The 20,720-nt window shown below is 67.5% G+C and carries 19 protein-coding genes; 3 read left to right on the top strand and 16 right to left on the bottom strand.

Annotation, left to right across the window (positions count from 1 at the left end):
* Positions 1–344: 344 nt before the first annotated feature.
* The 3 genes from VARPA_RS12345 to VARPA_RS12335 form a co-directional block, all read right to left on the bottom strand.
* Positions 345–1,538, bottom strand: a complete 1,194-nt coding sequence (locus VARPA_RS12345) for an ABC transporter substrate-binding protein (RefSeq protein ID WP_013540900.1) — start codon at positions 1,536–1,538, stop codon at positions 345–347.
* A 192-nt stretch (positions 1,539–1,730) separates the two neighbouring features.
* A complete protein-coding gene (locus VARPA_RS12340; RefSeq protein WP_013540899.1) occupies positions 1,731–3,248 on the bottom strand; it encodes a tripartite tricarboxylate transporter permease in 1,518 nt (505 codons plus the stop codon).
* 19 nt (positions 3,249–3,267) lie between these two features.
* Positions 3,268–3,756: a tripartite tricarboxylate transporter TctB family protein gene (locus VARPA_RS12335; RefSeq protein ID WP_013540898.1), complete on the bottom strand. Its 489-nt coding sequence runs from the start codon at positions 3,754–3,756 to the stop codon at positions 3,268–3,270.
* 288 nt (positions 3,757–4,044) lie between these two features.
* On the opposite strand from VARPA_RS12335, the gene VARPA_RS12330 reads away from it, so the two are divergent.
* Positions 4,045–4,461, top strand: a complete 417-nt coding sequence (locus tag VARPA_RS12330) for a MarR family winged helix-turn-helix transcriptional regulator (RefSeq protein ID WP_013540897.1) — start codon at positions 4,045–4,047, stop codon at positions 4,459–4,461.
* Positions 4,462–4,470: 9 nt separating this feature from the next.
* Here the strand turns inward: VARPA_RS12330 and VARPA_RS12325 are convergent, their stop codons facing one another.
* The 8 genes from VARPA_RS12325 to VARPA_RS12290 form a co-directional block, all read right to left on the bottom strand.
* Positions 4,471–5,322 (bottom strand): alpha/beta fold hydrolase, encoded by an 852-nt coding sequence (locus VARPA_RS12325; RefSeq protein ID WP_013540896.1) that lies wholly within the window; start codon positions 5,320–5,322, stop codon positions 4,471–4,473.
* Positions 5,319–5,996: an SDR family oxidoreductase gene (locus tag VARPA_RS12320; RefSeq protein WP_013540895.1), complete on the bottom strand. Its 678-nt coding sequence runs from the start codon at positions 5,994–5,996 to the stop codon at positions 5,319–5,321. The genes VARPA_RS12325 and VARPA_RS12320 overlap by 4 nt, the downstream gene beginning before the upstream one ends.
* A gap of 37 nt (positions 5,997–6,033) precedes the next feature.
* The gene (locus VARPA_RS12315) at positions 6,034–7,035 is read right to left on the bottom strand and encodes an NADP-dependent oxidoreductase (RefSeq protein ID WP_013540894.1); all 1,002 of its coding nucleotides are present in this window, start codon (positions 7,033–7,035) and stop codon (positions 6,034–6,036) included.
* Positions 7,036–7,136: 101 nt separating this feature from the next.
* Positions 7,137–7,742, bottom strand: coding sequence for a TetR/AcrR family transcriptional regulator (locus tag VARPA_RS12310; RefSeq protein ID WP_013540893.1), 606 nt, complete (start codon positions 7,740–7,742; stop codon positions 7,137–7,139).
* A gap of 53 nt (positions 7,743–7,795) precedes the next feature.
* A complete protein-coding gene (locus VARPA_RS12305; RefSeq protein WP_013540892.1) occupies positions 7,796–8,233 on the bottom strand; it encodes a CBS domain-containing protein in 438 nt (145 codons plus the stop codon).
* 46 nt (positions 8,234–8,279) lie between these two features.
* Positions 8,280–9,335, bottom strand: a complete 1,056-nt coding sequence (locus VARPA_RS12300; protein WP_013540891.1) for a 2-oxoacid:ferredoxin oxidoreductase subunit beta — start codon at positions 9,333–9,335, stop codon at positions 8,280–8,282.
* A complete protein-coding gene (locus VARPA_RS12295; RefSeq protein WP_013540890.1) occupies positions 9,332–11,176 on the bottom strand; it encodes a 2-oxoacid:acceptor oxidoreductase subunit alpha in 1,845 nt (614 codons plus the stop codon). Before VARPA_RS12295 ends, VARPA_RS12300 begins: the two co-directional genes overlap by 4 nt.
* Positions 11,173–12,972 (bottom strand): FAD-dependent oxidoreductase, encoded by a 1,800-nt coding sequence (locus tag VARPA_RS12290; RefSeq protein WP_013540889.1) that lies wholly within the window; start codon positions 12,970–12,972, stop codon positions 11,173–11,175. Before VARPA_RS12290 ends, VARPA_RS12295 begins: the two co-directional genes overlap by 4 nt.
* A gap of 296 nt (positions 12,973–13,268) precedes the next feature.
* Between VARPA_RS12290 and VARPA_RS12285 the strand changes: the two genes are divergently transcribed.
* A complete protein-coding gene (locus tag VARPA_RS12285) occupies positions 13,269–15,050 on the top strand; it encodes a carboxylesterase/lipase family protein (RefSeq protein ID WP_013540888.1) in 1,782 nt (593 codons plus the stop codon).
* 56 nt (positions 15,051–15,106) lie between these two features.
* Here VARPA_RS12285 and VARPA_RS12280 read toward each other — a convergent pair whose 3' ends face one another.
* From VARPA_RS12280 to VARPA_RS12265, 4 genes are all read right to left on the bottom strand, one after another.
* Positions 15,107–16,102 carry a Bug family tripartite tricarboxylate transporter substrate binding protein gene (locus VARPA_RS12280; RefSeq protein WP_013540887.1) on the bottom strand — a complete coding sequence of 332 codons (996 nt, stop codon included), beginning with the start codon at positions 16,100–16,102 and terminating at the stop codon, positions 15,107–15,109.
* Positions 16,103–16,158: 56 nt separating this feature from the next.
* Positions 16,159–17,151 (bottom strand): hydroxymethylglutaryl-CoA lyase, encoded by a 993-nt coding sequence (locus VARPA_RS12275; protein WP_013540886.1) that lies wholly within the window; start codon positions 17,149–17,151, stop codon positions 16,159–16,161.
* On the bottom strand, positions 17,148–18,356 hold the full coding sequence (locus tag VARPA_RS12270) for a CaiB/BaiF CoA transferase family protein (RefSeq protein ID WP_013540885.1): 1,209 nt from the start codon (positions 18,354–18,356) through the stop codon (positions 17,148–17,150). Before VARPA_RS12270 ends, VARPA_RS12275 begins: the two co-directional genes overlap by 4 nt.
* A gap of 129 nt (positions 18,357–18,485) precedes the next feature.
* The gene (locus tag VARPA_RS12265) at positions 18,486–19,379 is read right to left on the bottom strand and encodes a LysR substrate-binding domain-containing protein (protein ID WP_013540884.1); all 894 of its coding nucleotides are present in this window, start codon (positions 19,377–19,379) and stop codon (positions 18,486–18,488) included.
* An 86-nt stretch (positions 19,380–19,465) separates the two neighbouring features.
* On the opposite strand from VARPA_RS12265, the gene VARPA_RS12260 reads away from it, so the two are divergent.
* Positions 19,466–19,750: a hypothetical protein gene (locus VARPA_RS12260; protein ID WP_013540883.1), complete on the top strand. Its 285-nt coding sequence runs from the start codon at positions 19,466–19,468 to the stop codon at positions 19,748–19,750.
* Here the strand turns inward: VARPA_RS12260 and VARPA_RS12255 are convergent.
* A complete protein-coding gene (locus VARPA_RS12255; RefSeq protein ID WP_013540882.1) occupies positions 19,672–20,643 on the bottom strand; it encodes a LysR family transcriptional regulator in 972 nt (323 codons plus the stop codon). The two genes, VARPA_RS12260 and VARPA_RS12255, sit on opposite strands and share 79 nt — an antisense overlap.
* Positions 20,644–20,720: the final 77 nt, after the last annotated feature.

Below are 20,720 nucleotides of genomic sequence, written 5' to 3'. Positions count from 1 at the left end.
GTCCGCCGCAGACCTCGTCGGAAAGACGGCGATCAGGGCGAGCCCCCGCAAGGGACGGATGCGAATCGGGTTGGAACGGACGTACTGCCGGCCTTGGTTGAACAAAGGCTTGCAGTGCGCTCGGGTCCGCCGTCGTTAGCGGAGGCACTGTGAGTGCCGCGGCGGCGTTGCCGCGGAACAGTGCTAGACCCTGCGCAACATCCGTGCCAGGCGATTCAGCCTGCGGTCAGGCCCCCAGCCCTTGGGGTCGCACCAAATACGGCGCCCGCGCGGGCATGGCGCGCGGCGGCGTGCGCCGTTGTGGCGCATGCGTCGTCCCGTTTGGTGCAGGGAGGTGCGGGCGCTCAGCGCAGGTAGCGCCCGCCCGGCGCCACCATCACCAGCTCGACGAAGTGCGATCCGTGGTGGTTCTCGGGGCTGTAGTCGACCGTGTAGCCGCCGATGTCGGCCATGCGCATGCCCTCCATCGCCGCGACGAGCTTCTGGGGCGTCACGCCCCTGCCCGCGCGCTTCAGGCCCTCCAGCAGCACGGTGATGTTGAGGTAGCCGAAGAAGTGGTCGTAGTCCACCGGCAGGTCCGCCGCCGCCATGGCCGCGTGGTAGTTGCGCGTGAGCGTGCTCGTGGCGCGAAAGGGGTACGGCACGATCTGCGCGACGGCCAGGCCCCGGGCGTCGTCGCCGAGCGCCTCGATGAGGGCGCGCGAGTTGGCGATGCTCACGCAGTAGATGGGCGCGGCGATCTTCTGCCGCGCCGCCTTGACGAAGGGCACCATCGACGGCCCGAAGGACATGAAGATCAGCGCCCGCGGCTTGGCCGCCGCCAGCGTGGCGACGGCGGCGGGCGCATCGCTGCCGCTGACTTCGAGCGGCACCTTGGCCACAAGCGTCGCGCCGAGTTCCTTGCAGGTTTCCTCGACCACCGGCGCCATGAGCTGTCCGAACGGGCTGTTCTGGTAGACAAGGCCGATCTCCGCCTGGTGCAGCGTGACGAGGTTGCGCACCATCTGCACCACCTCGTCGCGGTAGCTCGCCATGGTCGTGAAGAAGTACGGGTTGTGCTTGGCGCGCAGCACCGGCGAGCCGCTGTACACGCCCACGAGCGGCACCTTCTTCTCCACGAGCAGCGGCAGTACCGCGCCCGCGCCGGCGGTGTTGGTGAGGCCGAAGAGCGCGACCACGTCGGGGCGCGCCAGCAGTTCCTTCGCGTTCGACACCGTCTTCTGCGCGTCGTAGGCGTCGTCCAGCGTGACCAGGCTCACACGCCGGCCCTCTACGCCGCCCTTGCGGTTGAACTCCTCCAGCGCCATTTCCTGGCCGCGCAGCACGGCCCGCAGCGTGGGCGCGAGCGGGCCGCTCAGGTGGGCGCTCTGGCCGATGACGATGTCGCCGCCGGGTTTGGCGGCCGCCGTCGCAGCGGTCGCAGCGGCCGTGGTGGTCGTGGCAGCGAAGGCGGGCCGGGCCGCAACGCCGACTGCGGCGCAGGCCATGGCAACGGCCGCTCGGCGCCGGGTGATCGGACGCACGGATTCCTGGGTCATGAATGTCTCCTCGTTCTTGTTGAAGGCGCCGGATGCTGCGGCCCTTGCGAGGTCTGACGATGTCCTTTGGGTGACAACGCGCCTATAAAAGTCAACTGCGTTGTCATCCTGTTCACTGCCCCGCCAACCGGCGTGCCGCCGATCGTAAAAACTGAGGGTTGCACCTCTTGATCGGCCGGGGCGGCTTATCTATTAGGTCTCCTCCACGAACGCCTCTTCGCGCTTGGACCGGATGGACGGCAGCAGCACGATCAGCATCAACAGCACCGCCGCGATCAGCAGCCCCGCCGAGATCGGCCGCGAGACGAACACGCTCCAGTCGCCGCGCGACAGCAGGAGCGCGCGGCGCAGGTTCTCTTCCATCATCGGCCCGAGGATCAGGCCCAGCAGCAGCGGCGCGGGCTCGCATCCGAGCTTGATGAAGGTGTAGCCCACGACACCGAAGATCGCCACCAGCCAGATGTCGAACACGTTGTTGTTGGTCGAGTACACGCCGATGGCACAGAACAGCACGATGGCCGGAAAGAGCCACTTGTAGGGAATGGTCAGCAGCTTGATCCACAGGCCGATGAGCGGCAGGTTCAGGATCACCAGCATCAGGTTGCCGATCCACATCGAGGCGATCAGGCCCCAGAAGAGCTCGGGGTTGCTGGTCATCACCTGCGGGCCGGGCTGGATGTTGTGGATGGTCATGGCGCCGACCATCAGCGCCATCACGGGGTTGGGCGGAATGCCCAGCGTGAGCATCGGGATGAAGGAGGTCTGCGCGCCCGCGTTGTTGGCCGCCTCGGGGCCGGCCACGCCGCGGATGTTGCCCTTGCCGAAGGCCACCTCGCCGGGCTTGAGCTGGATCTTCTTCTCGAGCGTGTAGGCCGCAAAGGCCGACAGCAGCGCGCCGCCGCCCGGCAGGATGCCCAGCGACGAACCGAGCGCCGTGCCGCGCAGCACCGCGGGGAACATGCGCTTGAAATCTTCCTTGGTCGGGAACAGGCCCGAGACCTTGGCGGTGAACACCTCGCGCTCGTCTTCCGGGCGCGCGAGGTTGGCGATGATCTCGCCGTAGCCGAACACGCCCATGGCGATGGCGATGAAGCCCAGGCCGTCGGTGAGCTCGGGAATGTCGAAGCTGTAGCGCGCCACGCCCGAGTTGACGTCGGTGCCCACCAGGCCCAGCAGCAGCCCGACCAGGATCATGCAGATCGCCTTGAGCAGCGAGCCCGAGGCCAGCACCACCGCGCCGATGAGGCCGAGGATCATCAGCGAGAAGTATTCGGCCGGGCCGAACTTGAAGGCGATCTCGGTCAGCGGCGGTGCGAAGGCGGCCAGGATCAGCGTGCCCACGCAGCCCGCGAAGAACGAGCCCAGGCCCGCGGCCGCGAGCGCTGGCCCGCCCCGGCCCTGCTTGGCCATCTGGTGCCCGTCGATCACCGTGACCACGGAAGACGACTCGCCCGGCAGGTTGACCAGAATGGCCGTCGTCGAGCCCCCGTACTGCGAGCCGTAATAAATGCCCGCCAGCATGATGAGCGCGGCCACCGGCGGCAGCGCATAGGTGGCCGGCAGCAGCATCGCGATGGTGGCCGTGGGGCCGATGCCCGGCAGCACGCCGATGAGCGTGCCCAACAGGCAGCCGATGAAGGCGTAGAGGATGTTCTGCAGCGACACCGCCGTGGCGAAGCCGAGCGAGAGATGGTCGATGAGTTCGGTCATGCGTGTGGTGCTCCCCGGCTCAGCCGCTGATGAAGGTGGGCCACACCTGGAACTGCAGCTTCAGTCCCACGATGAAGGTGAGGTAGCTGCCGATGGCGAGCACCGTCGCGAGGATCAGCGAGAGCTTCATCGAGAAGTTCGCGCCGGCCATGCAGGCCACCACCACGAGCGCGTAGATCGCGGCGATGAGGCCCATGGCGGGCAGCCCGATGCTGCGCAGCCCCGCGAGCAGGATGCCGAACAAGAGGTTGGCGCCGATGATGAAGCCCAGCGGCTTCCACGCGATCTTGCCGACCGGCTCGCCGTCGGCGGTCTTGACCGTGAACGCACTCGAGATCACCACCAACCCCAGCACCCCGAGCAGCGTGCCGATGATCAGCGGGAAGTAGCCCGGGCCCATGCGCGCCGCACTGCCCACGTTGTAGTTGGTGGCGCCGAGGGCGAAGGCCGCACCGACGCAGGTGAACATGACGCCCGAGAAGAAGGTCTTCTGGCTCTTGATCTGCATAAGCAATCTCTCTCTCGAATGGGAATGGGAATGGGATGGGGATTGGTAAGGAAGGAAAGGCAGGAACAGCAACATCGCGGCCCGCGCGGTGGCTCGAAGAGCGGCACGGACCCAAGGGAATGCACATGGCAGGCGAAGGCCGGCGCGGTATCGCCGGTTCGCCAGTCAGGCTGCGGACAGGTACATCATGTTATGAGTTTTATTACATCACATCGTGAGTAATAACCCTCTGAAGCATGGGCCTGCGCTGCTACATTGCCTTCCGTTCGCACATCACTTGGAAATGCAATGGCCAGCCAGCGCAAAAGCATCGGAAAGCAGCACTTCGAGGCGCTCTCCGATTTCAGATTCAGACTTCGCAGCTTCCTGCGCTTCAGCGAAGACGCCGCGCGGGAGGAAGGCATCACGGTGCTGCAGTACCAGCTGATGCTTCACACGCAGGGATTTGCGGGCCGCGAATGGGCCACGGTCAGCGAGATCGCCGAGCGCCTGCAGGCCCAGCCGCACGGCGTGGTCGCGCTCGTGTCGCGCTGCGAGGAGGCGGGTTTGGTCAAGCGCAAGCCCAGCAGCACCGACCGGCGACAGGTCGAGGTGCACCTGCTGCCCGCGGGGCGCAAGAAGCTGGAGACGCTGGCGGCCCTGCACAAGGATCAGGTGGTCAAGCTCGCGGAAGTCGTGGCGCTGGTGAACAAGGACGGCGGCTAGCAGGCTCCGTCAGCGCGCCAGAAATGCAAGCGCCCGCTGCACGAAGTCGGCGTGAAACTGAAATACCGCCCCATGCCCCGAGTCCGGATAAATCACAAGTTCGCTGTTTGGCAGGCGCCTTGCCATTTCATGCGTATTGCTGCTCGGGACCATTCGATCGCTGTCGCCATTGGCAACCAGCACCGGCTGCTGGACTTTCGATAAATCCGCGGGTTTTCCATTGCCCCACCGGCGCAGGGCTTTCAATTGCGCCTGCAGCGCCGCCACCGTGATGGCCTTGTCGCGGTTGTCCGAACGCTCCGCCAGGCGCTGGAGAAACGCCTTGCCCGCGCGGATGCCCTCGGGCGTGCGGGTGAAGAACAGGAACTGCTTGGGGTCCTGTCCGGTGAGCAAGCCCCTGAGCATGTCGAAATACGTCACCCGGGCCACCTTGGCGATGCCTTCGCCGCCCGCGGGCCCCGTTCCCGTGAGGATCATCCGGCGCACGAGTTGCGGCGCCATGCGCACGATGTCCTGGGCCACCATCCCGCCCATCGAGAACCCGAAGAGGTCAACCGGCCCGAGCCCCAGGGCCTGGATGAAAGTGATCGCGTCGCGGGCCATGTCTTCTATCGACGCCGCCGGGGCGCCGCTCGATGCGCCCACGCCCCGGTTGTCGAAAGCAATCACGCGATGCCGTGCTGCGAAGCCGTCGACGACGCGCGGGTCCCAGTTGTCCAGCACAGCGGCCAGATGGATGAGGAACACCACCGGCGGACCCGGGTTCTGCGTGCCCAGCTCGCGGTAGGCGAACCGCACGCCACCTGCGGTGATCGTGCGTGTCGGCACGTTCGTCCAGGTCGCCGGTGGCTCCTGCTTCATGACGCCACCAGGCCGCGCTTGACCTGCTGCGTGATCTCGTCGGCCAGCACTTCGTCGTGGCCGGCTTCGAGGCCGTCGAGCGCACGGCGGACGATGTCCTCGGGGCTGGTCTTGGGCACGTCGAAGCCGCGCGTGAGGTCGGTGTCGACGTAGGCCATGTGCAGCCCCAGCACCTGGGTCTTCTGCGGTGCGAGTTCGCTGCGCAGTGCGTTGGTGAGCGACCAGGCCGCGGACTTGCTCGCCGAGTACGCGGCCAGATCGCCGCCGTTCACCCACGAGGAGACCGACAGCACATTGAGCAACCCGCCGCCGCCGTTGGCCGCGAGCGCCGGCGCAAAGGCCTTGCTCATGCGCAGCACGGCGAAGAAGTTGGTCTCGAAGATGCGTCGCGCGACCGCTTCGCTGTCCGGCGCGAGAAAACCTCCGGCCTGGGCGATGCCGGCGTTGTTGATGACCAGCGTCACGTCCGAGGCGAGTGCCGCGGCGGCGGCCACCTCATCGGGCTTGTTGACGTCCAGCCGCAGCGGCTCGACGCCGGCTTGCGTGATGGTGGCGGGATCGCGTGCACCGGCGTAGACCTTGCGGGCACCGCGGGCGAGCAATTCGCGCGTGAATGCGAGGCCGATGCCGCGGTTGGCGCCGGTGACGAGGACGACTGCGTTTTCGATCTTCATGGGATATCTCCAGAGGGTTGCGGGTTGAAAAACAGGTTCACTTGAGCTTGATGACGACCTTGCCCTTGGCACGGCCGGCTTCGACATACGCGAGGGCCTCGTTGGTCGAGGCGAACGGAAAAACGCGATCGATCACCGGCCGGATGGCGCCGGCCTCGATGAGCCGGGTGATCTCGCGCAACTGGCCGCCGTTCGCCCGCATGAAGAGGAACGAATAGCCCACGCCGCGGGCGCGCGCCCGGCGCCGGATGCCGGCGCTCAGCAGCCGCATGACCAGCCTTACGAAACCCGGTGCCGCGATCGACTTGCCGAATTCAGGGTCGGGCGGTCCGGAGATGGAGATGAGCTTTCCGCCGCGCTGGAGCACGCGGAGGGATTTTTCGAGCGTCTTGCCGTCCTGGCTGTTCAGCACGACGTCGCAGCCGCTCAAGATGTCTTCGAAATCCTGCTTGCGGTAATCGACGACGACGTCCGCGCCCAGGCGCTTGACGAACTCGACGTTGGACGTGCCCGTCGTGGTGGCGACGGTGGCGCCCAGGTGCTTCGCGAGCTGGATCGCAAAGGTTCCCACGCCGCCGGAACCGGCCTGGATGAAGACCTGCTGCCCCTTTTTGAGCCCCGCCTTCTCCACGAGCGCCTGCCACGCGGTGAGGCCGACCAGCGGGATGGAGGCGGCCTCCTCCATCGTGAGGTTCGCGGGCTTGAGCGCGAGCGAGGCTTCCTTCACCGGCACGAACTCCGCGAAGGTGCCGATGCGGAAATCGTCGGTGCGCGCATAGACCTCGTCGCCCACCTTGAACTGCCGCACCTGCGGCCCGGTCTTGACCACGACGCCGGCCACGTCGTGACCCAGCACGAGCGGCAGGCGGTACGGCAGGATGAGCTTGAACTCGCCGTTCATGATCTTGGCGTCCAGCAGGTTCACACCCGCGGCGTGGACCTCGACCAGAACCTCGTCATCGCGCAGGCTGGGCATCGGCATGTCTGCCGATCGCAGCGCGCCTTTTTTGCCGTATCGATCGAGAACAAAGGCCTTCATGGTGTTTTTTCCTTGGGGTTGGCTGGAGCAAAAATCGAATTTGGCATGATGTTCATCATATTTAAGAGCGAACGAATGGGCGGCATTCGTCGGGGGTGAAATCAGACGTCGGCGGGAAGCAGGCGCTGCAACGCGGTCTCGAGCAGGCGCTCGGACAGCGCGGGCTCGTCGACCGCACGGGCGAGCGTCAAGGCGCCGACCATGGTGGAGATCGCCAAGAGCGCCTGCTCGTGGGCGGAGGGCTGTCCCCAATCGGGCAACTGGCGGGCGACCAGGTCGACCATCGCCTTGATGTGCCGGGTCGTCGCGCTGCGCACTTCGGGCGCCTGCCGCGGGGTTTCCGAGCCCAGCGCGGCCAGGGGGCAGCCGATGTCCGGATGCTCCAGGTGCTCCTTCGAGAGATAGGCGCGAAGCATGCGTTCGAGGGCTTTGCCGGTGGGAACGCTGGCCGCGGCGTCTGTTGCCGCGACGGCCGCCTCCGCGCACGCACGGACGGCGGCTTCCGCCAGCATGGCTTCGCGCGACGGGAAGTGGGCGTAGAACGCGCCGTGCGTCAGTCCCGCCTCTTTCATGATGTCGGCGACGCCGGTGCCGTCGTAGCCGCTGCGGCGGATGGCCTTGGCGGCCACGGCCACGATGCGTTCGTGCGAAGCCTCCTTGGCGGCTGTCCTGGCATTGATTTTTGCATTTGACATGACGTTCATCATATCAAATCAGCCCAACACGCGCAAGGCAGCCGTCGGCTGCCCCTTCTCTCCCCTCACCCCAGCGCGTCGTTCACCTGCTCGTTGAATTCCGTCTGGCTGAGCGCCGTGCCGATTTCCCGCGGCAACGCATCGCGCACCGAGAACACGCCCAGGATCTTCGCTCCCGCCACCAGCGGCAGATGCCGGAATCCGCGCTCCAGCATCAGCACCACCGCATCGGACACCAGCGTCTCGGGCGGCACGCAGATCGGGTTGGGCGTCATCACCTCGCGCACCGGCGTGCGGTCGGGGTCGAGGCCCTTGGCGAGCACGCGGGTCATCAGGTCGCGCTCGGTGAGGATGCCCAGGAGCGTGTCGGGCAGCTCCATCACGAGCACGCTGCCGCAGTTGGCACGCGTCATCACGCAGGCGGCATCGCGCACGCTGGCCTGCGGGCCCAGGCTGACGACGTGCTTGCGCGTGACGGATTGGAAAACGGTGCGCTCGGCCATGGTGCGCCCTCCAGAAGTTGAGGAAGTCGGTGCCGCCCGCGCCTCTTCAGCGCAAGGAGGCGTTCAGCTTTTCCAGCGCGGTCGCGCCGGGGCACAGCGCGTCGGCTTCCAGCGTGTTGAGCGGGCGCTCGCAGGTGTTGAGCGCCGTGTGCAGGTCGGTGGCGAGCGGGTCGACGTAGAGCAGCCCGGTCACCACCTCGCCCATCTCGTGGTGGCGCTGCATGTAGGCCATCGCGGCATAGCGGTCGCCGGGGTTGTAGTCAGGGTGCAGGCTGCGCAGGCGCAGCAGTGTGCCGTCGTGCTGGCGCACATCCATCACCTCGCCCGGGCCGATGTCGGCGGTGATTTCTTCGCGCCCGCTGATGAAGTCGATGCGGCTCACCGCCTCGTTGTGCTCGCGCACGTAGTCGTAGCTCTTGGTGCTGCCGGGGTGATTGTTGAAGGCGACGCACGGGCTGATCACGTCGATGAAGGCCGAGCCGCCATGGCTGATCGCGCCCTTGATGAGCGGCACCAGCTGCGCCTTGTTGCCCGAGAAGCCGCGCCCCACATAGCTAGCGCCCAGTTGCAGCGCGAGCGCCACAAGGTCCACGGGGCTGTCGGTGTTGACCACGCCCTTCTTGCTTTTGGAGCCCTGGTCGGCCGTGGCCGAGAACTGGCCCTTGGTGAGGCCGTAGACGCCGTTGTTCTCCACGATGTAGGCCATGCGCACGCCGCGCCGCATCGCGTGCGCGAACTGGCCGAGGCCGATGGAGGCCGAGTCGCCATCGCCCGAAACGCCCAGGTACAGCAGGTCGCGGTTGGCGAGGTTGGCGCCGGTCAGCACGCTGGGCATGCGGCCGTGCACGGTGTTGAAGCCGTGCGAGGCGCCGAGAAAATAGTCGGGCGTCTTCGAGCTGCAGCCGATGCCCGAGAGCTTGGCCACGCGGTGCGGCTCGATGTCCAGCTCCCAGCAGGCCTCGATGATGGCGGCGGAAATCGAGTCGTGGCCGCACCCGGCGCACAGCGTGGAAATCTTCCCCTCGTAGTCGCGCCGCTTGTAGCCGACCTTGTTGGTGGCCAGCGTCGGATGGTGCAGCCGTGGCTTGGCGAGGTAGGTCATGCGGACTCCTTCATGCCGGCGGCGGAGGCCGGCTGCGTCTTTCGCACATGCGCTGCGATGGCCTGGCCGATGAAGCGCGCGGTGATCGGCGTGCCGTCGAAATGCAGCACGCGCACCAGCCGGGCCGGGTCGAACTCCAGCTCGTTGACCAGCAGGCTGCGCATCTGCGCATCGCGGTTCTGCTCGACCACGAACACCTGCCGGTGCGCGGCCAGAAACTGCGACACGCTCTCGGGAAACGGAAACGCGCGCAGCCGCATCGCATCGAGGTGGATGCCCTCTGCTTCCAGCGCCTCGAGCGCCTCGTGCATCGAGGGGCTGGTCGATCCGAAATAGATCACGCCGAGGTCGGTCTTCTCAGCCGCGGGCCGCAGCACCGGCTGGGGCACCAGCGTGGCCGCGGTGGCGAACTTCTTCAGGAGCCGCTCGACGTTGTAGATGTAGTCCGGCCCGCGCTCCGAATACCGCGCATAGGCATCGCGCGTGGTGCCGCGGGTGAAGTAGCTGCCCTTGGTCGGGTGCGTGCCCGGCAGCGTGCGCCAGGGAATGCCGTCGCCGTCCACATCCTTGTAGCGGCCGAAGTCGCGGCCCGCCTCCAGTTCTTCGGCGGTCATGACCTTGCCGCGGTCGTAGGCCTTGGCGTCGTCCCATTCGAAGGGCTCGCACAGGCGCTGGTTCATGCCGATGTCCAGGTCGGTCATGAGGAACACCGGCGTCTGCAGCCGGTCGGCCAGGTCGAGCGCAGCGGCCGCGTGCTCGAAGCACTCGTGCGGGTCTTCGGGGAACAGCAGCACATGCTTGGTGTCGCCGTGCGAGGCGTAGGCGCACGAGAGGATGTCCGCCTGCTGCGTGCGCGTCGGCATGCCGGTCGACGGTCCACCGCGCTGCACGTTGATGAGCGTGACCGGGATCTCCGCGAAGTACGCGAGGCCGATGAACTCGGTCATGAGAGAGATGCCCGGCCCCGACGTCGGCGTGAAGGCGCGCGCGCCGTTCCATCCGGCGCCGACCACCATGCCGATGGAGGCCAGCTCGTCTTCGGCCTGCACGATGGCGAAGCGGTGCTGGCCCGTGGCCGGGTCCACGCGGAACTTGGTGCAGTACTTCTGGAAGGCCTCGGCCACCGAGGACGAAGGCGTGATCGGATACCAGGCCGCGACCGTCGCGCCGCCGTACACGCAGCCCAGCGCCGCGGCGCTGTTGCCGTCCACGAAGATGCGGTTGCCGACCCGGTCGGCGCGCCGCACCTTGATGCCCAGCGGTTCGCGCAAATGCTCGCGCGCGAAGTCGCAGCCCAGGTGCAGCGCCTGCACGTTGGAGGCCAGCAGTTTTTCCTTGCCCTTGTACTGCTCGCCGAACAGCTTCTCGACCACCTCGGGCTCGATGCCCAGCAGGATGGCGAGCGCCCCGACGTACACGATGTTCTTGAAGAGCTGCCGCTGGCGCGGGTCTTGGTAAACCGCGTTGCAGATCTCGGTGAGCGGCATGCCGATCACACGGATGTCGTCGCGGAACTTCGAGGGCGGCAGCGGCCGCGTGCTGTCGTAGAAGAGGTAGCCGCCGGGTTCCAGTTCGGCCACATCGGCGTCCCAGGTCTGCGGATTCATCGCCACCATCATGTCGGTGCCGCCGCGCCGCCCGAGGTGGCCCGCTTCGGTCACGCGCACCTCGTACCAGGTCGGCAGGCCCTGGATGTTGCTCGGAAAGATGTTGCGCGGACTCACCGGCACGCCCATGCGGAGGATCGCCTTGGCGAACAGCTCGTTGGCCGAGGCCGAACCCGAGCCGTTGACGTTCGCGAACTTGATGACGAAGTCGTTGATGCCTTCGATCTGCTTCATGCGGCAACTCCTTGCCCCGCCGGCGTCATCTTCAGCAGGAATTTCTGCATGTCCCACGCGCCCGTCGGGCAGCGCTCGGCGCACAGGCCGCAGTGCAGGCAGACGTCTTCGTCCTTCACCATCACGCGGCCGGTCTTCAGGCCGCCGGACACGTACAGGTCTTGCGTCAGGTTCAGCGCCGGCGCCTTCAGGCGCGTGCGCAGTTCGGCCTCCTCGCCGTTGGCGGTGAAGCTGATGCAGTCCATCGGGCAGATGTCCACGCAGGCATCGCACTCGATGCAGGCGGGTTCGTTGAACACCGTCTGCACGTCGCAGTTGAGGCACCGCTCGGCCTCCTTGAAGGCGGTGGCGGCGTCGAAGCCCAGCTCCACTTCGACGCGGATGCTCGCGAGCGCCGTCTCGGCCTTGGCCCACGGCACCTTGTAGCGCAGGTCGTTGGAGGTGTCGTTGTCGTAGCTCCACTCGTGGATTCCCATCTTCTGCGACACCAGGTTCGTCATCGGCGCGGGGCGCTCGTACACGGGTTCGGCGCGCAGCAGCTTGTCGATCGACACCGCCGCCTCATGGCCATGGGCCACGGCCGTGATGATGTTCTTCGGCCCGAAAGCTGCATCGCCGCCGAAGAACACGTTGGGCACGGTCGACTGGAAGGTGTTCTTGTCCAGCGTCGGCAGCCCCCACTTGTCGAAGGCAATGCCGCTGTCGCGCTCGATCCATGGGAAGGCGTTTTCCTGGCCGACCGCGACCAGCACTTCGTCGCATTCGAAGAAAGCGTCCGGCTCGCCAGTGGGCACCAGCGAGCGGCGGCCCTTGTCGTCGTACTCGGCGCGGACCACCTCGAAGGTCATGCCCTTGAGCTGGCCCTGCTCGTGCACGAAGGCCTTGGGCACGTGGAAGTTGACGATCGGAATGCCCTCGTGCTGCGCGTCTTCCTTCTCCCAGGGCGAGGCCTTCATCTCTTCGAAGCCGCTGCGCACGATGACCTTCACGTCGGTGCCGCCCAGGCGCCGGGCCGAGCGGCAGCAGTCCATGGCGGTGTTGCCGCCACCCAGCACGATCACGCGCCGGCCGATGCTCGTGATGTGGCCGAAGGACACGGAGTTGAGCCAGTCGATGCCGATGTGGATGCTGGCCGCCGCTTCCTTGCGCCCGGGCACGTCGAGGTCGCGTCCGCGCGGTGCGCCGCAGCCGACGAAGATCGCGTCCCAGCCCTGCCCCATCAGCGCCTTCATCGAGTCGATGCGCTCGCCGCCGCGGAACTCGACGCCCAGGTCGAGCACGTAGCCGGTCTCCTCATCGATCACCGATTCGGGCAGGCGAAAGCGCGGGATCTGCGTGCGGATGAAACCGCCGGCCTTGGCCTCGCCGTCGAACACCGTCACCTCGTAGCCCAGCGGCGCAAGGTCGCGCGCGACGGTGAGCGAGGCCGGCCCCGCGCCGATGCAGGCGACGCGCTTGCCGTTCTTCGCCTCGGGCTTGGGCATGCGCTCGCGCACGTCTTCCTTCATGTCGGCGGCCACGCGCTTGAGCCGGCAGATGGCCACCGGCTCGGGCGCGCTGGCGTTGCTTTCCTCGACCCGTCCGCGCCGGCAGGCCGGCTCGCAGGGCCGGTCGCAGGTCCGCCCGAGAATGCCCGGGAAGACGTTGGAGGCCCAGTTGATCATGTACGCATCGCCGTAGCGGCGCTGCGCAATCATGCGGATGTACTCGGGGACGGGCGTGTGCGCCGGACAGGCGTACTGGCAATCGACGACCTTGTGGAAATAGGCCGGGTTGGCAATGTCGGTTCGCTGCAATGCGTTTCTCCTGACAGTCGCCCTGGCCCCGAAGGGGCCGGCTTGTGGGGTTTGGCGCAGTATGCGCCGCACAGGCGGCCGCACCGCCTTGGTGAAATCCCGCAGCAGCGCTCACATGGCACTCACATGGCGCTCACATAGAACCCGCCCGAACGATGTGCGCGCGCCACATTGGAATCGGCTTGCGCGCTGCCCAGACTGTGGTCGCCCACCGGGCCTGCATGCAGGCCGGCGGGTCAAAGACGGCCGGCAGCCTGCCTGGCGGCCATGACAACAGAGACAAACGGAGACTCCACATGATTCGCCACTTGCGCGCCGGCACCGCCTGCGCCGTCCTTGCCCTGCTGCAGTTGAGCGCCTGCGGCGGCGGGGGAAGCAACAACCCCGTGTTCACGCCCTTCCCCCCGCCCACGGCGACCGCCCCGCCGCCCGCCGAACCGCCTCCGGCCGCGGCTTCGCCGCTGCAGCGCACCACCGTCTACGGCAGCATCCTCGGCACCGACGATTCCGCGACGAACGGCACCTACAACTGGAAGGGCGTGCCCTTCGCCAAGCCGCCGGTCGGTGCGCTGCGCTGGAAGGCACCGGTCGATCCGGAGCCCTGGACCGCGGTCAAGACGGCGCAGAAGCTCGGCAACGCCTGCGTGCAGACCGGCCGCCTCTACGGCCCGGGCCAGAACAACCAGTACGACGCGACCATCGGCACCTCCATCGGCAAGACCACCGGCGCCGAGGACTGCCTGTACCTCAACATCTGGGCGCCATCGGCAGCCAAGGCGACCGACAAGCTGCCCGTCATCGTCTTCGTCTACGGCGGCAGCAACATCACCGGCTACACGGGCGATCCGGTGTACGACGGCGCCGCGCTTGCGAAGAAGGCCAATGCAGTCGTGGTCACGGTGAACTACCGCCTCGGCATCATGGGTTTCCTCGCCTCGCCGCAGCTCAAGACGGGCGCCGATGCGAACGACGACTCCGGCAACTACGCGATCCTGGACCTCATCAAGGGGATGAAGTTCGTCAACGCGAACATCGCGAACTTCGGCGGCGACCCGGCCAACGTCACGCTGATGGGCCAGTCGGCCGGGGCCGTGAACATCTACGCGCTGATGGTTTCGCCGCTGGTGGCCAACACCAAGCCGGCGCTGTTCCAGCGCCTGGTTCCGCTGAGCGGCGGCGTAGCGACCGCCACGACCAAGCCGAACCAGGTCAATGCGCTGCTGAGCGCCCTGCTCGTGGCCGACGGCACCGTGGCGGACGACGCGGCCGCGGCGACCTACATCGCCAGGCAGAGCAACGCCGATCTGGCCGCGTACCTGCGGTCCAAGAGCGCGGACACGCTGCTGCAGACGGTGCTCAAGAAGCTGGTGCCGCTGGGCCTCTCGGCCTCCAACCCACTGAACGACGGCACGGTGGTCCCGGTCGATCCGATCGCGGCGATCAACGCGGGACAGTTCCTGAAGGTGCCGGTGCTGGCCGGCTACACGCGCGACGAGACCAAGCTCTTCCCGCAGAACCTGGCCACCTCGCCCGCGTTCGGCGGCATCAGCGGCCGGCTCCTGGACGACCCGACGGTGTTCTCGATGGCCTACAGCTACGACCCGAACGCCGCGCCCACCACCTCGCTGGAGCAATGGATTCCCGGCCAGTACCTGCCCGTCACGACGCCGGTGACCGGCTTCAACGCCCGGACCGACCTGTACAACCAGTACTTCTTCATCGCGCTGCGCAAGCAGATCTTCCCGGTGCTGCAGGCGCAGAACGTGCCGCTGTGGTGGTACCAGTTCAACTGGGACAAGTCGCCGGCGCCGTTCAACGACATCTTCGGCGCCGCCCACACCTTCGACCTGCCCTTCGTGTTCGGCAACTTCGGCCCGTCGCTCTATTCGAAGTTCGCGAACTCGAAGGCGAACGAGCCGGGCCGGCTGGAGCTCTCGGACGCGATGATGAAGAGCCTCGCGGCGTTCGCCCGCGGCGGTGACCCGAACAACGTGGCACTGGGCGTCAACTGGCCGCAGTACCCGTCGGTGCTGAACTTCGACGCGTCGCTGACGGCCAAGGCGATCACGGTGCAGTAGTCAGGAGGCGCACGACGGCCGCGATGCGGATGCGGAGACCGGACCTCGGTGCCAGGTCACTCCGCCTCGATCTTTGCCGCCTCCACCACCTTGCCCCAGCGCACGAACTCGGCCTTGCTGAACTCATCGAGTTGCTTGGCGTTCATGTAGTCGGCCGTCGCGCCGAGCTCGGCCGCCTTCTGCTGGAACGCCGGCGTCGCCACGATCTTCGAGATCTCGGCGTTGAGCCGGTCGACGACCGGCTGCGGCGTCTTCGCCGGTGCAAACACCGCGAACCACGAGGTCGCATCGAGGTTCGGCAGCCCCACCTCGGCAGCCGTCGGAACGCCCGGCAGCGACGCCACGCGCGTCTTGCCGGTCACCGCGATGGCGCGCAGCTTGCCCGACTGGATGAAGGGCATGAAGGGCGGCGGCGTGCCGAAGGTCATGTCGACCTGGCCGCCCAGCAGGTCCTGCAGCGCCGGCCCCGTGCCCTTGTAGGGAATGTGCGTGATGCGGATGCCGGCCTGCTGCTCGAGCATGGCGCCGGTCACGTGCTGCAGCGAGCCGGGACCCGACGATGCGAAGGTGAGCTTGCCCGGGTGCGCCTTGGCGTAGGCGATCAGCTCGGCCATGGTCTTGACCGGCACGTCCGCGCGCACCACCACCACCTGCGGTGCGCTCAGCACGTTGGCCACCGCGCGCAGGTCTTCGGGCGCCCATTGCTTCTGCTTCACGACGTGCGGGGAGATGACGTGGTAGCCCGAGTACTGCATCAGCAGCGTCTGCCCATCGGGCTCGGCGCGCTTGACCTGCACCGCGGCGATGACGCCGCTCGCGCCCGACTTGTTGTCCACGATGACCGACTGGCCCAGCGCCTTGCCGAGCGGATCGGCCAGCATGCGCCCCGCGATGTCGGTGGTACCGCCGGCCGCGGCCCCTACGACCATCGTGACGGGGCGCGTGGGGTAAGTCTGCGCGAAGGCGCTGCTGCTGCCGATCAACGCTGCGAAAGCGGTCAGCGCGCAGAGGCTGCGGCGTGACACGGATGAAGGATTCGGATGCCGTTTCATGTCTTGTCTCCTGGTTTTCTATTGAAGTGAAAGTCGATGGGAAATCGGTGCCGTGGTCAGTGCTCGCGCGCCAGCGCCCGCGCCCGCGTGGCCTCGAAATCGGCCGGTGCCGGATGCAGGTCGAGCCGGCGCCCGGCCTTCGCGACCTGGCTCGGCGTGTCGCGACCGATGAGCGCCGGCAGGCGCCGCGCGGCCGCCATCAGCGCCTGCACGTCGATGCCGGTGTCGTAGCCCATGAGCTCCAGCGCATGCGCGATGTCCTCGCTGCACACGTTGCCCGAAGCGCCCGGCGCATAGGGGCAGCCGCCGATGCCGCCGATCGAGGCGTCGAAGCAGCGCGCGCCCGCGTCGATGGACGCGAGCACGTTCGCGAGGCCCATGCCGCGCGTGTTGTGGAAATGCAGGGTCAGGTCGGTGCCGGGCCAGCGCGCGATGAATTCGCGCACCATGCGCGCGACCTGCCCCGGATAGGCCATGCCGGTGGTGTCGCACAGCGTGATGCCGGTCGCGCCGATCTCGTCGATGAAGCGCCCGCACCATGCGAACACATCGCTCTCCGCGAGGTCGCCTTCGATCGGGCAGCCGAAGCTGCACGAGAGCGACACGTTGACCGCCACACCGGCCTGCCGCGCGAGCGCCGCCACTTCGGCAAGGCCCCGCAGCGATTGATCGCGCGTCATGCGCAGGTTGGCGAGGTTGTGGCTCTCGCTGGCCGACATCACGAGGTTCATCTCGTTGGCCTGTGCGTCGATCGCGCGCTCGGCGCCGCGCACGTTGGGCACCAACGCGCTGTAGACCACGCCGGGCATGCGCTCGATCTCGCGCAGCACGATCTCGGCGTCCGACAGCGCGGGAATCGCCTTCGGCGAGACGAAGGCCGTGACCTCGATCTTCGCCATGCCCGCGCGAGAGAGCGCGTTGACCAGTTCGATCTTGTCTTCCGTCGGTACGAAGGCCGCTTCGGCCTGCAGACCGTCGCGCGTGCCGACCTCGTACATCCTGATGCGCCGCGAGGCGCCGTTCCAGACTGCGTTGTCCGCGTTGTTCATGCAACCACCTTTCTGCCGCGCAAGGCGGCGATGTCATCGGCGCTGAAGCCGAGTTCGTCGAGCACCGAATCCGTGTCGTCACCCAGGCCCGGCGCCGAAGAGCGCACCGTGCCCGGCGTGCCCATGAGCTTGGGCACGACGCCGGGCACCTCGATGTCGTGGCCGTCGCGCGTGCGTTGCTGCAGCAGCATGTCGCGTGCGCGGTAGTGCGGGTCTTCGCAGATGTCCCTGGCGGTGTAGACCTTGCCGGCGGGCACGCGCGCCGCACCGAGCATTTCGAGCACCTCGGCCACGGAGCGCACCAGCGTCCATGCCTCGATGGCGCCGTCGAGTTCATCCACGCGCGCCACCCGGCCCGCGTTGTCGGCGAGCGCCGCATCGGCGCCGAGGTCGTCGCGGCCGATGGTCTGCATCAGCCGCTTGAAGATGCTGTCGCCGTTGCCTGCGATCAGCACGAAGCCGTCGCTGCAGCGGTAGGCGTTCGACGGCGCAATGCCTGGCAACGCGCTGCCCGCAGGCTCGCGCACGGCACCGAAGGCGCTGTACTCGGGCACGAGGCTCTCCATGACGTTGAACACCGCCTCGTTGAGCGCGACGTCGATCACCTGCCCCTTGCCGCCGTTCACCTTGCGGTGATAGAGCGCCGTGAGCACGCCGATGGTGCCGTGCAGCGCGGCCAGCGTGTCGCCGATGGAGATGCCGCAACGCACCGGCACATTCCCCGGTTCGCCTGTGAGATGGCGCAGCCCGCCCATCGCCTCGCCGATGGCACCGAAGCCCGGCAGGTCGCGGTAGGGGCCGGTCTGCCCGTAGCCCGAGATGCGCAGCATCACGAGGCCAGGGTTGAGTGCCGAGAGCACGTCGTAGCCCATGCCCCAGCCTTCGAGCGTGCCGGGGCGGAAGTTCTCGATCAGCACGTCGGCCTCGGCGATGAGCTTGCGCGCGATGTCCTGGCCTTCGGTGCTGCGCAGGTCCAGCGCGATGGAGCGCTTGTTGCGCGACTGCACCTGCCACCAGACCGAGGTGCCCTCCTGGATCAGCCGCCAGTTGCGCAGCGGGTCGCCGCTGCCGGGCGGCTCGATCTTGACGACGTCGGCACCGAATTCGCCGAGCGTCTTGCCCGCGAAGGGGCCGGCGATGAGCTGGCCCATTTCGATGACGCGCACGCCTTGCAAGGCACTGGGGGTGGGGAGCGTGGAAGCCATGTGTTGTCGTCTCCGAGGGGATGCAGGCGGGGTGCTGCATCCGATGTCCGGATTCTGGGCAGCCGGCTTCGAAGAAGGAACGACAAAGGCGCGCACCCAGCTTTCGCGATCCGCGAAAGCTGGAAGGGGTTAACCCGCGCAGAGGTGATCGATGAGGGTCCGCACGTGGCGCGGCACCGCGCCCGCATCGCGCAGGCCGATCACGAGATGCCGGCGGGTCCAGTCGCCTTCCAGCGTGATCTCGCGCAGATTCATCGAGCGCAGGTGCGGCTGGATCGCCTCGCGCGGCAGCACCGCCACGCCCATGCCCGCGGCGACCATCTGGCACATCGCATCGAAGCTTCGCACCTGGATGCGCAGCTTGAGCCGCCGCCCCAGCGTTTCGCTGGCCGCCTGCAAGCGCTGCGCGAGCGAGGTGGCGCCCGAGAGGGTCACGAAGTCGAAGTCGCAGGCTTCTTCGAAGCGCACGCTTTTGCGACGCGCAAGCGGATGGCCGCGCGGCACCACCAGCACCAGGCGGTCTTCGCGGTAGTTCACGATGTCCAGGCCCAGCGTGGGCGTGCGGTCGGCAAAGATGCCGACGTCGGCGCGGCCGTCGAGCACGGCCAGCACGATCTCGCTGCTGTTCTGCTCTTCGAGCTCGATGCGGATGCCGGGGTTGGCCGCCACGAAGCTCGCGAGCTCGCGCGGCAGGAACTGCGTCACGGCCGAGGTGTTGACCCACAGCCGGACGACGCCGAGCACGCCCGACGCGTAGTCGGACAGGTCGGCCGCGAGCTGGTCGACGTCGTTCAGGATGCGCTGCGCATGCCGGTGCAGCGCGTCGCCCGCGACGGTGAGCGTGACGCCGCGCGAGTGGCGTTCGAAGAGTTCGGTGCCGACGGCAGCTTCCAGATCGGAGATGCGCTTGCTCGCCGCGCCCACCGCCAGGCGCGCAAGCTCGGCGCCCTTGCTGATGCTGCCGGTGCGCACCACGAGGTTGAAGAGCGAGAGCGAGACGAGGTCGAGGCGGTGCAGGTTCACGGCGCGGCGGGGCTGGGTCGAAAGGAATGGCCGCGATTGTGCGCGTGGGCACGCGCCGTCACGGTCATCACGTAGCATCGCGCCCCATGAGCTACACCGTGACCCTGATCGATTTTCCCGACGCGCCGAGCGACGTCATCGCCACCGCGGAGACCCGCTTTCGCCGCGAACTCGACAAGCTGCTGGGCGACGAGGTCGAGCCCGCGCTGAAGGCATTCGAGAACGCCAGCGAATCCAGCGCCGACGAACTCACCAAGGACGAAATTGCGCTGGCCGCGCGCTGGGCCAAGGCCTACGACGCGGCGAAGACGGCGGGATTTCGCGCGCTGGGCGAGGCGGACGAGGCGTACTTCGAAGTCCGCGTGGAGTGATGCATTGCCCCTGGCAGCCGCGCCACGCGCTCTGCCAGGAAGTCCACCAGCACGCGCACGCGCAGCGGCTGGTGGCGGCGCGGAGCGTAGAGCAGGTGCACCTCCTGCGCCGGCCCCGTGTGGCGCGCGAGCACGCGCACCAGGCTGCCATCGGCCAGATGGCTGGCCACCATCCATGTCGGTTGCAGAGAGATGCCGGCGCCGCCGAGCACGCTGTCGAGCATGGCCACCGCGTTGTTCACGCGCAAGCGGCTGCGCACCGGCACGGTCACGGCGCCTTCCGGGCCCTGCAGCAGGACGCCATCGTCGCCTGCGGCGTAGCGGATGTAGTCGTGCGAGAGCAGGTCCTTCGGGTTGCGAGGCTTGCCGCGCGCGGCGATGTAGTCGGGTGATGCAACGAGCACGCGGGGCCATGAGCCGAGATGCTTCGCGACAAGGTCGGGCGGCAGCGCGCCGCCCACGCGCAGCGAGACATCGATGCGTTCCTCGCGCGGATCGACGAAGCGGTCGTCGAGCACCAGTTCCAGTTCGATGTCGGGGTACAGCCGCAGGAACTCCATCGCCATCGCGTTGAGGTGCCGCTGCCCCATGGTGACTGGCGCGCTCACGCGCAGCAGGCCTTGCGGCTGCTGCACCTGCTCGCGCGCATCGGCGACCGCATCGCCGTAGTCCTCCAGCACGCGACGGGCGCGCTCGTGGAAGCGCTGCCCTTCTTCAGTCAGGCTCAGACCCGTGGCGCCGCGTCGCATCAGACGCACGCCCAGCGACCGTTCCAGCCCCGCGACCAGCTTGCTGATGGTGGGCTGCGTGGTGTCGAGCGCGCGGGCCGCGCCCGAGAGGCTACCGAGTTCGACGCTGTGCACGAAGGCCGAGAGCGCGCGCAAGGTGTCCATGGTGTATTCGATTCAGGAATGCGTTGGATGCAATTTTGCCATCTACCCATCCGATCTCGCATGCAAGAAAGTCGAGC

Source organism: Variovorax paradoxus EPS (assembly GCF_000184745.1).
Lineage (GTDB): Bacteria > Pseudomonadota > Gammaproteobacteria > Burkholderiales > Burkholderiaceae_C > Variovorax > Variovorax paradoxus_C.
Note: the sequence above shows the minus strand (reverse complement) of the source record. Positions and strands in the feature narration are given on the sequence as shown.

Excerpts from the sequence above, each read along its gene's own strand:
- VARPA_RS12340 (WP_013540899.1), bottom strand. The coding sequence starts at position 3,248 with ATGACCGAACTCATCGACCATCTCTCGCTCGGCTTCGCCACGGCGGTG.
- VARPA_RS12280 (WP_013540887.1), bottom strand. The coding sequence starts at position 16,102 with ATGAAACGGCATCCGAATCCTTCATCCGTGTCACGCCGCAGCCTCTGC.
- VARPA_RS12275 (WP_013540886.1), bottom strand. The coding sequence starts at position 17,151 with ATGAACAACGCGGACAACGCAGTCTGGAACGGCGCCTCGCGGCGCATC.
- VARPA_RS12270 (WP_013540885.1), bottom strand. The coding sequence starts at position 18,356 with ATGGCTTCCACGCTCCCCACCCCCAGTGCCTTGCAAGGCGTGCGCGTC.
- VARPA_RS12300 (WP_013540891.1), bottom strand. The coding sequence starts at position 9,335 with ATGACCTACCTCGCCAAGCCACGGCTGCACCATCCGACGCTGGCCACC.
- VARPA_RS12305 (WP_013540892.1), bottom strand. The coding sequence starts at position 8,233 with ATGGCCGAGCGCACCGTTTTCCAATCCGTCACGCGCAAGCACGTCGTC.
- VARPA_RS12260 (WP_013540883.1), top strand. The coding sequence starts at position 19,466 with ATGAGCTACACCGTGACCCTGATCGATTTTCCCGACGCGCCGAGCGAC.
- VARPA_RS12345 (WP_013540900.1), bottom strand. The coding sequence starts at position 1,538 with ATGACCCAGGAATCCGTGCGTCCGATCACCCGGCGCCGAGCGGCCGTT.
- VARPA_RS12310 (WP_013540893.1), bottom strand. The coding sequence starts at position 7,742 with ATGATGAACGTCATGTCAAATGCAAAAATCAATGCCAGGACAGCCGCC.
- VARPA_RS12255 (WP_013540882.1), bottom strand. The coding sequence starts at position 20,643 with ATGGACACCTTGCGCGCGCTCTCGGCCTTCGTGCACAGCGTCGAACTC.
- VARPA_RS12285 (WP_013540888.1), top strand. The coding sequence starts at position 13,269 with ATGATTCGCCACTTGCGCGCCGGCACCGCCTGCGCCGTCCTTGCCCTG.
- VARPA_RS12320 (WP_013540895.1), bottom strand. The coding sequence starts at position 5,996 with ATGAAGATCGAAAACGCAGTCGTCCTCGTCACCGGCGCCAACCGCGGC.
- VARPA_RS12315 (WP_013540894.1), bottom strand. The coding sequence starts at position 7,035 with ATGAAGGCCTTTGTTCTCGATCGATACGGCAAAAAAGGCGCGCTGCGA.
- VARPA_RS12335 (WP_013540898.1), bottom strand. The coding sequence starts at position 3,756 with ATGCAGATCAAGAGCCAGAAGACCTTCTTCTCGGGCGTCATGTTCACC.
- VARPA_RS12325 (WP_013540896.1), bottom strand. The coding sequence starts at position 5,322 with ATGAAGCAGGAGCCACCGGCGACCTGGACGAACGTGCCGACACGCACG.
- VARPA_RS12295 (WP_013540890.1), bottom strand. The coding sequence starts at position 11,176 with ATGAAGCAGATCGAAGGCATCAACGACTTCGTCATCAAGTTCGCGAAC.
- VARPA_RS12330 (WP_013540897.1), top strand. The coding sequence starts at position 4,045 with ATGGCCAGCCAGCGCAAAAGCATCGGAAAGCAGCACTTCGAGGCGCTC.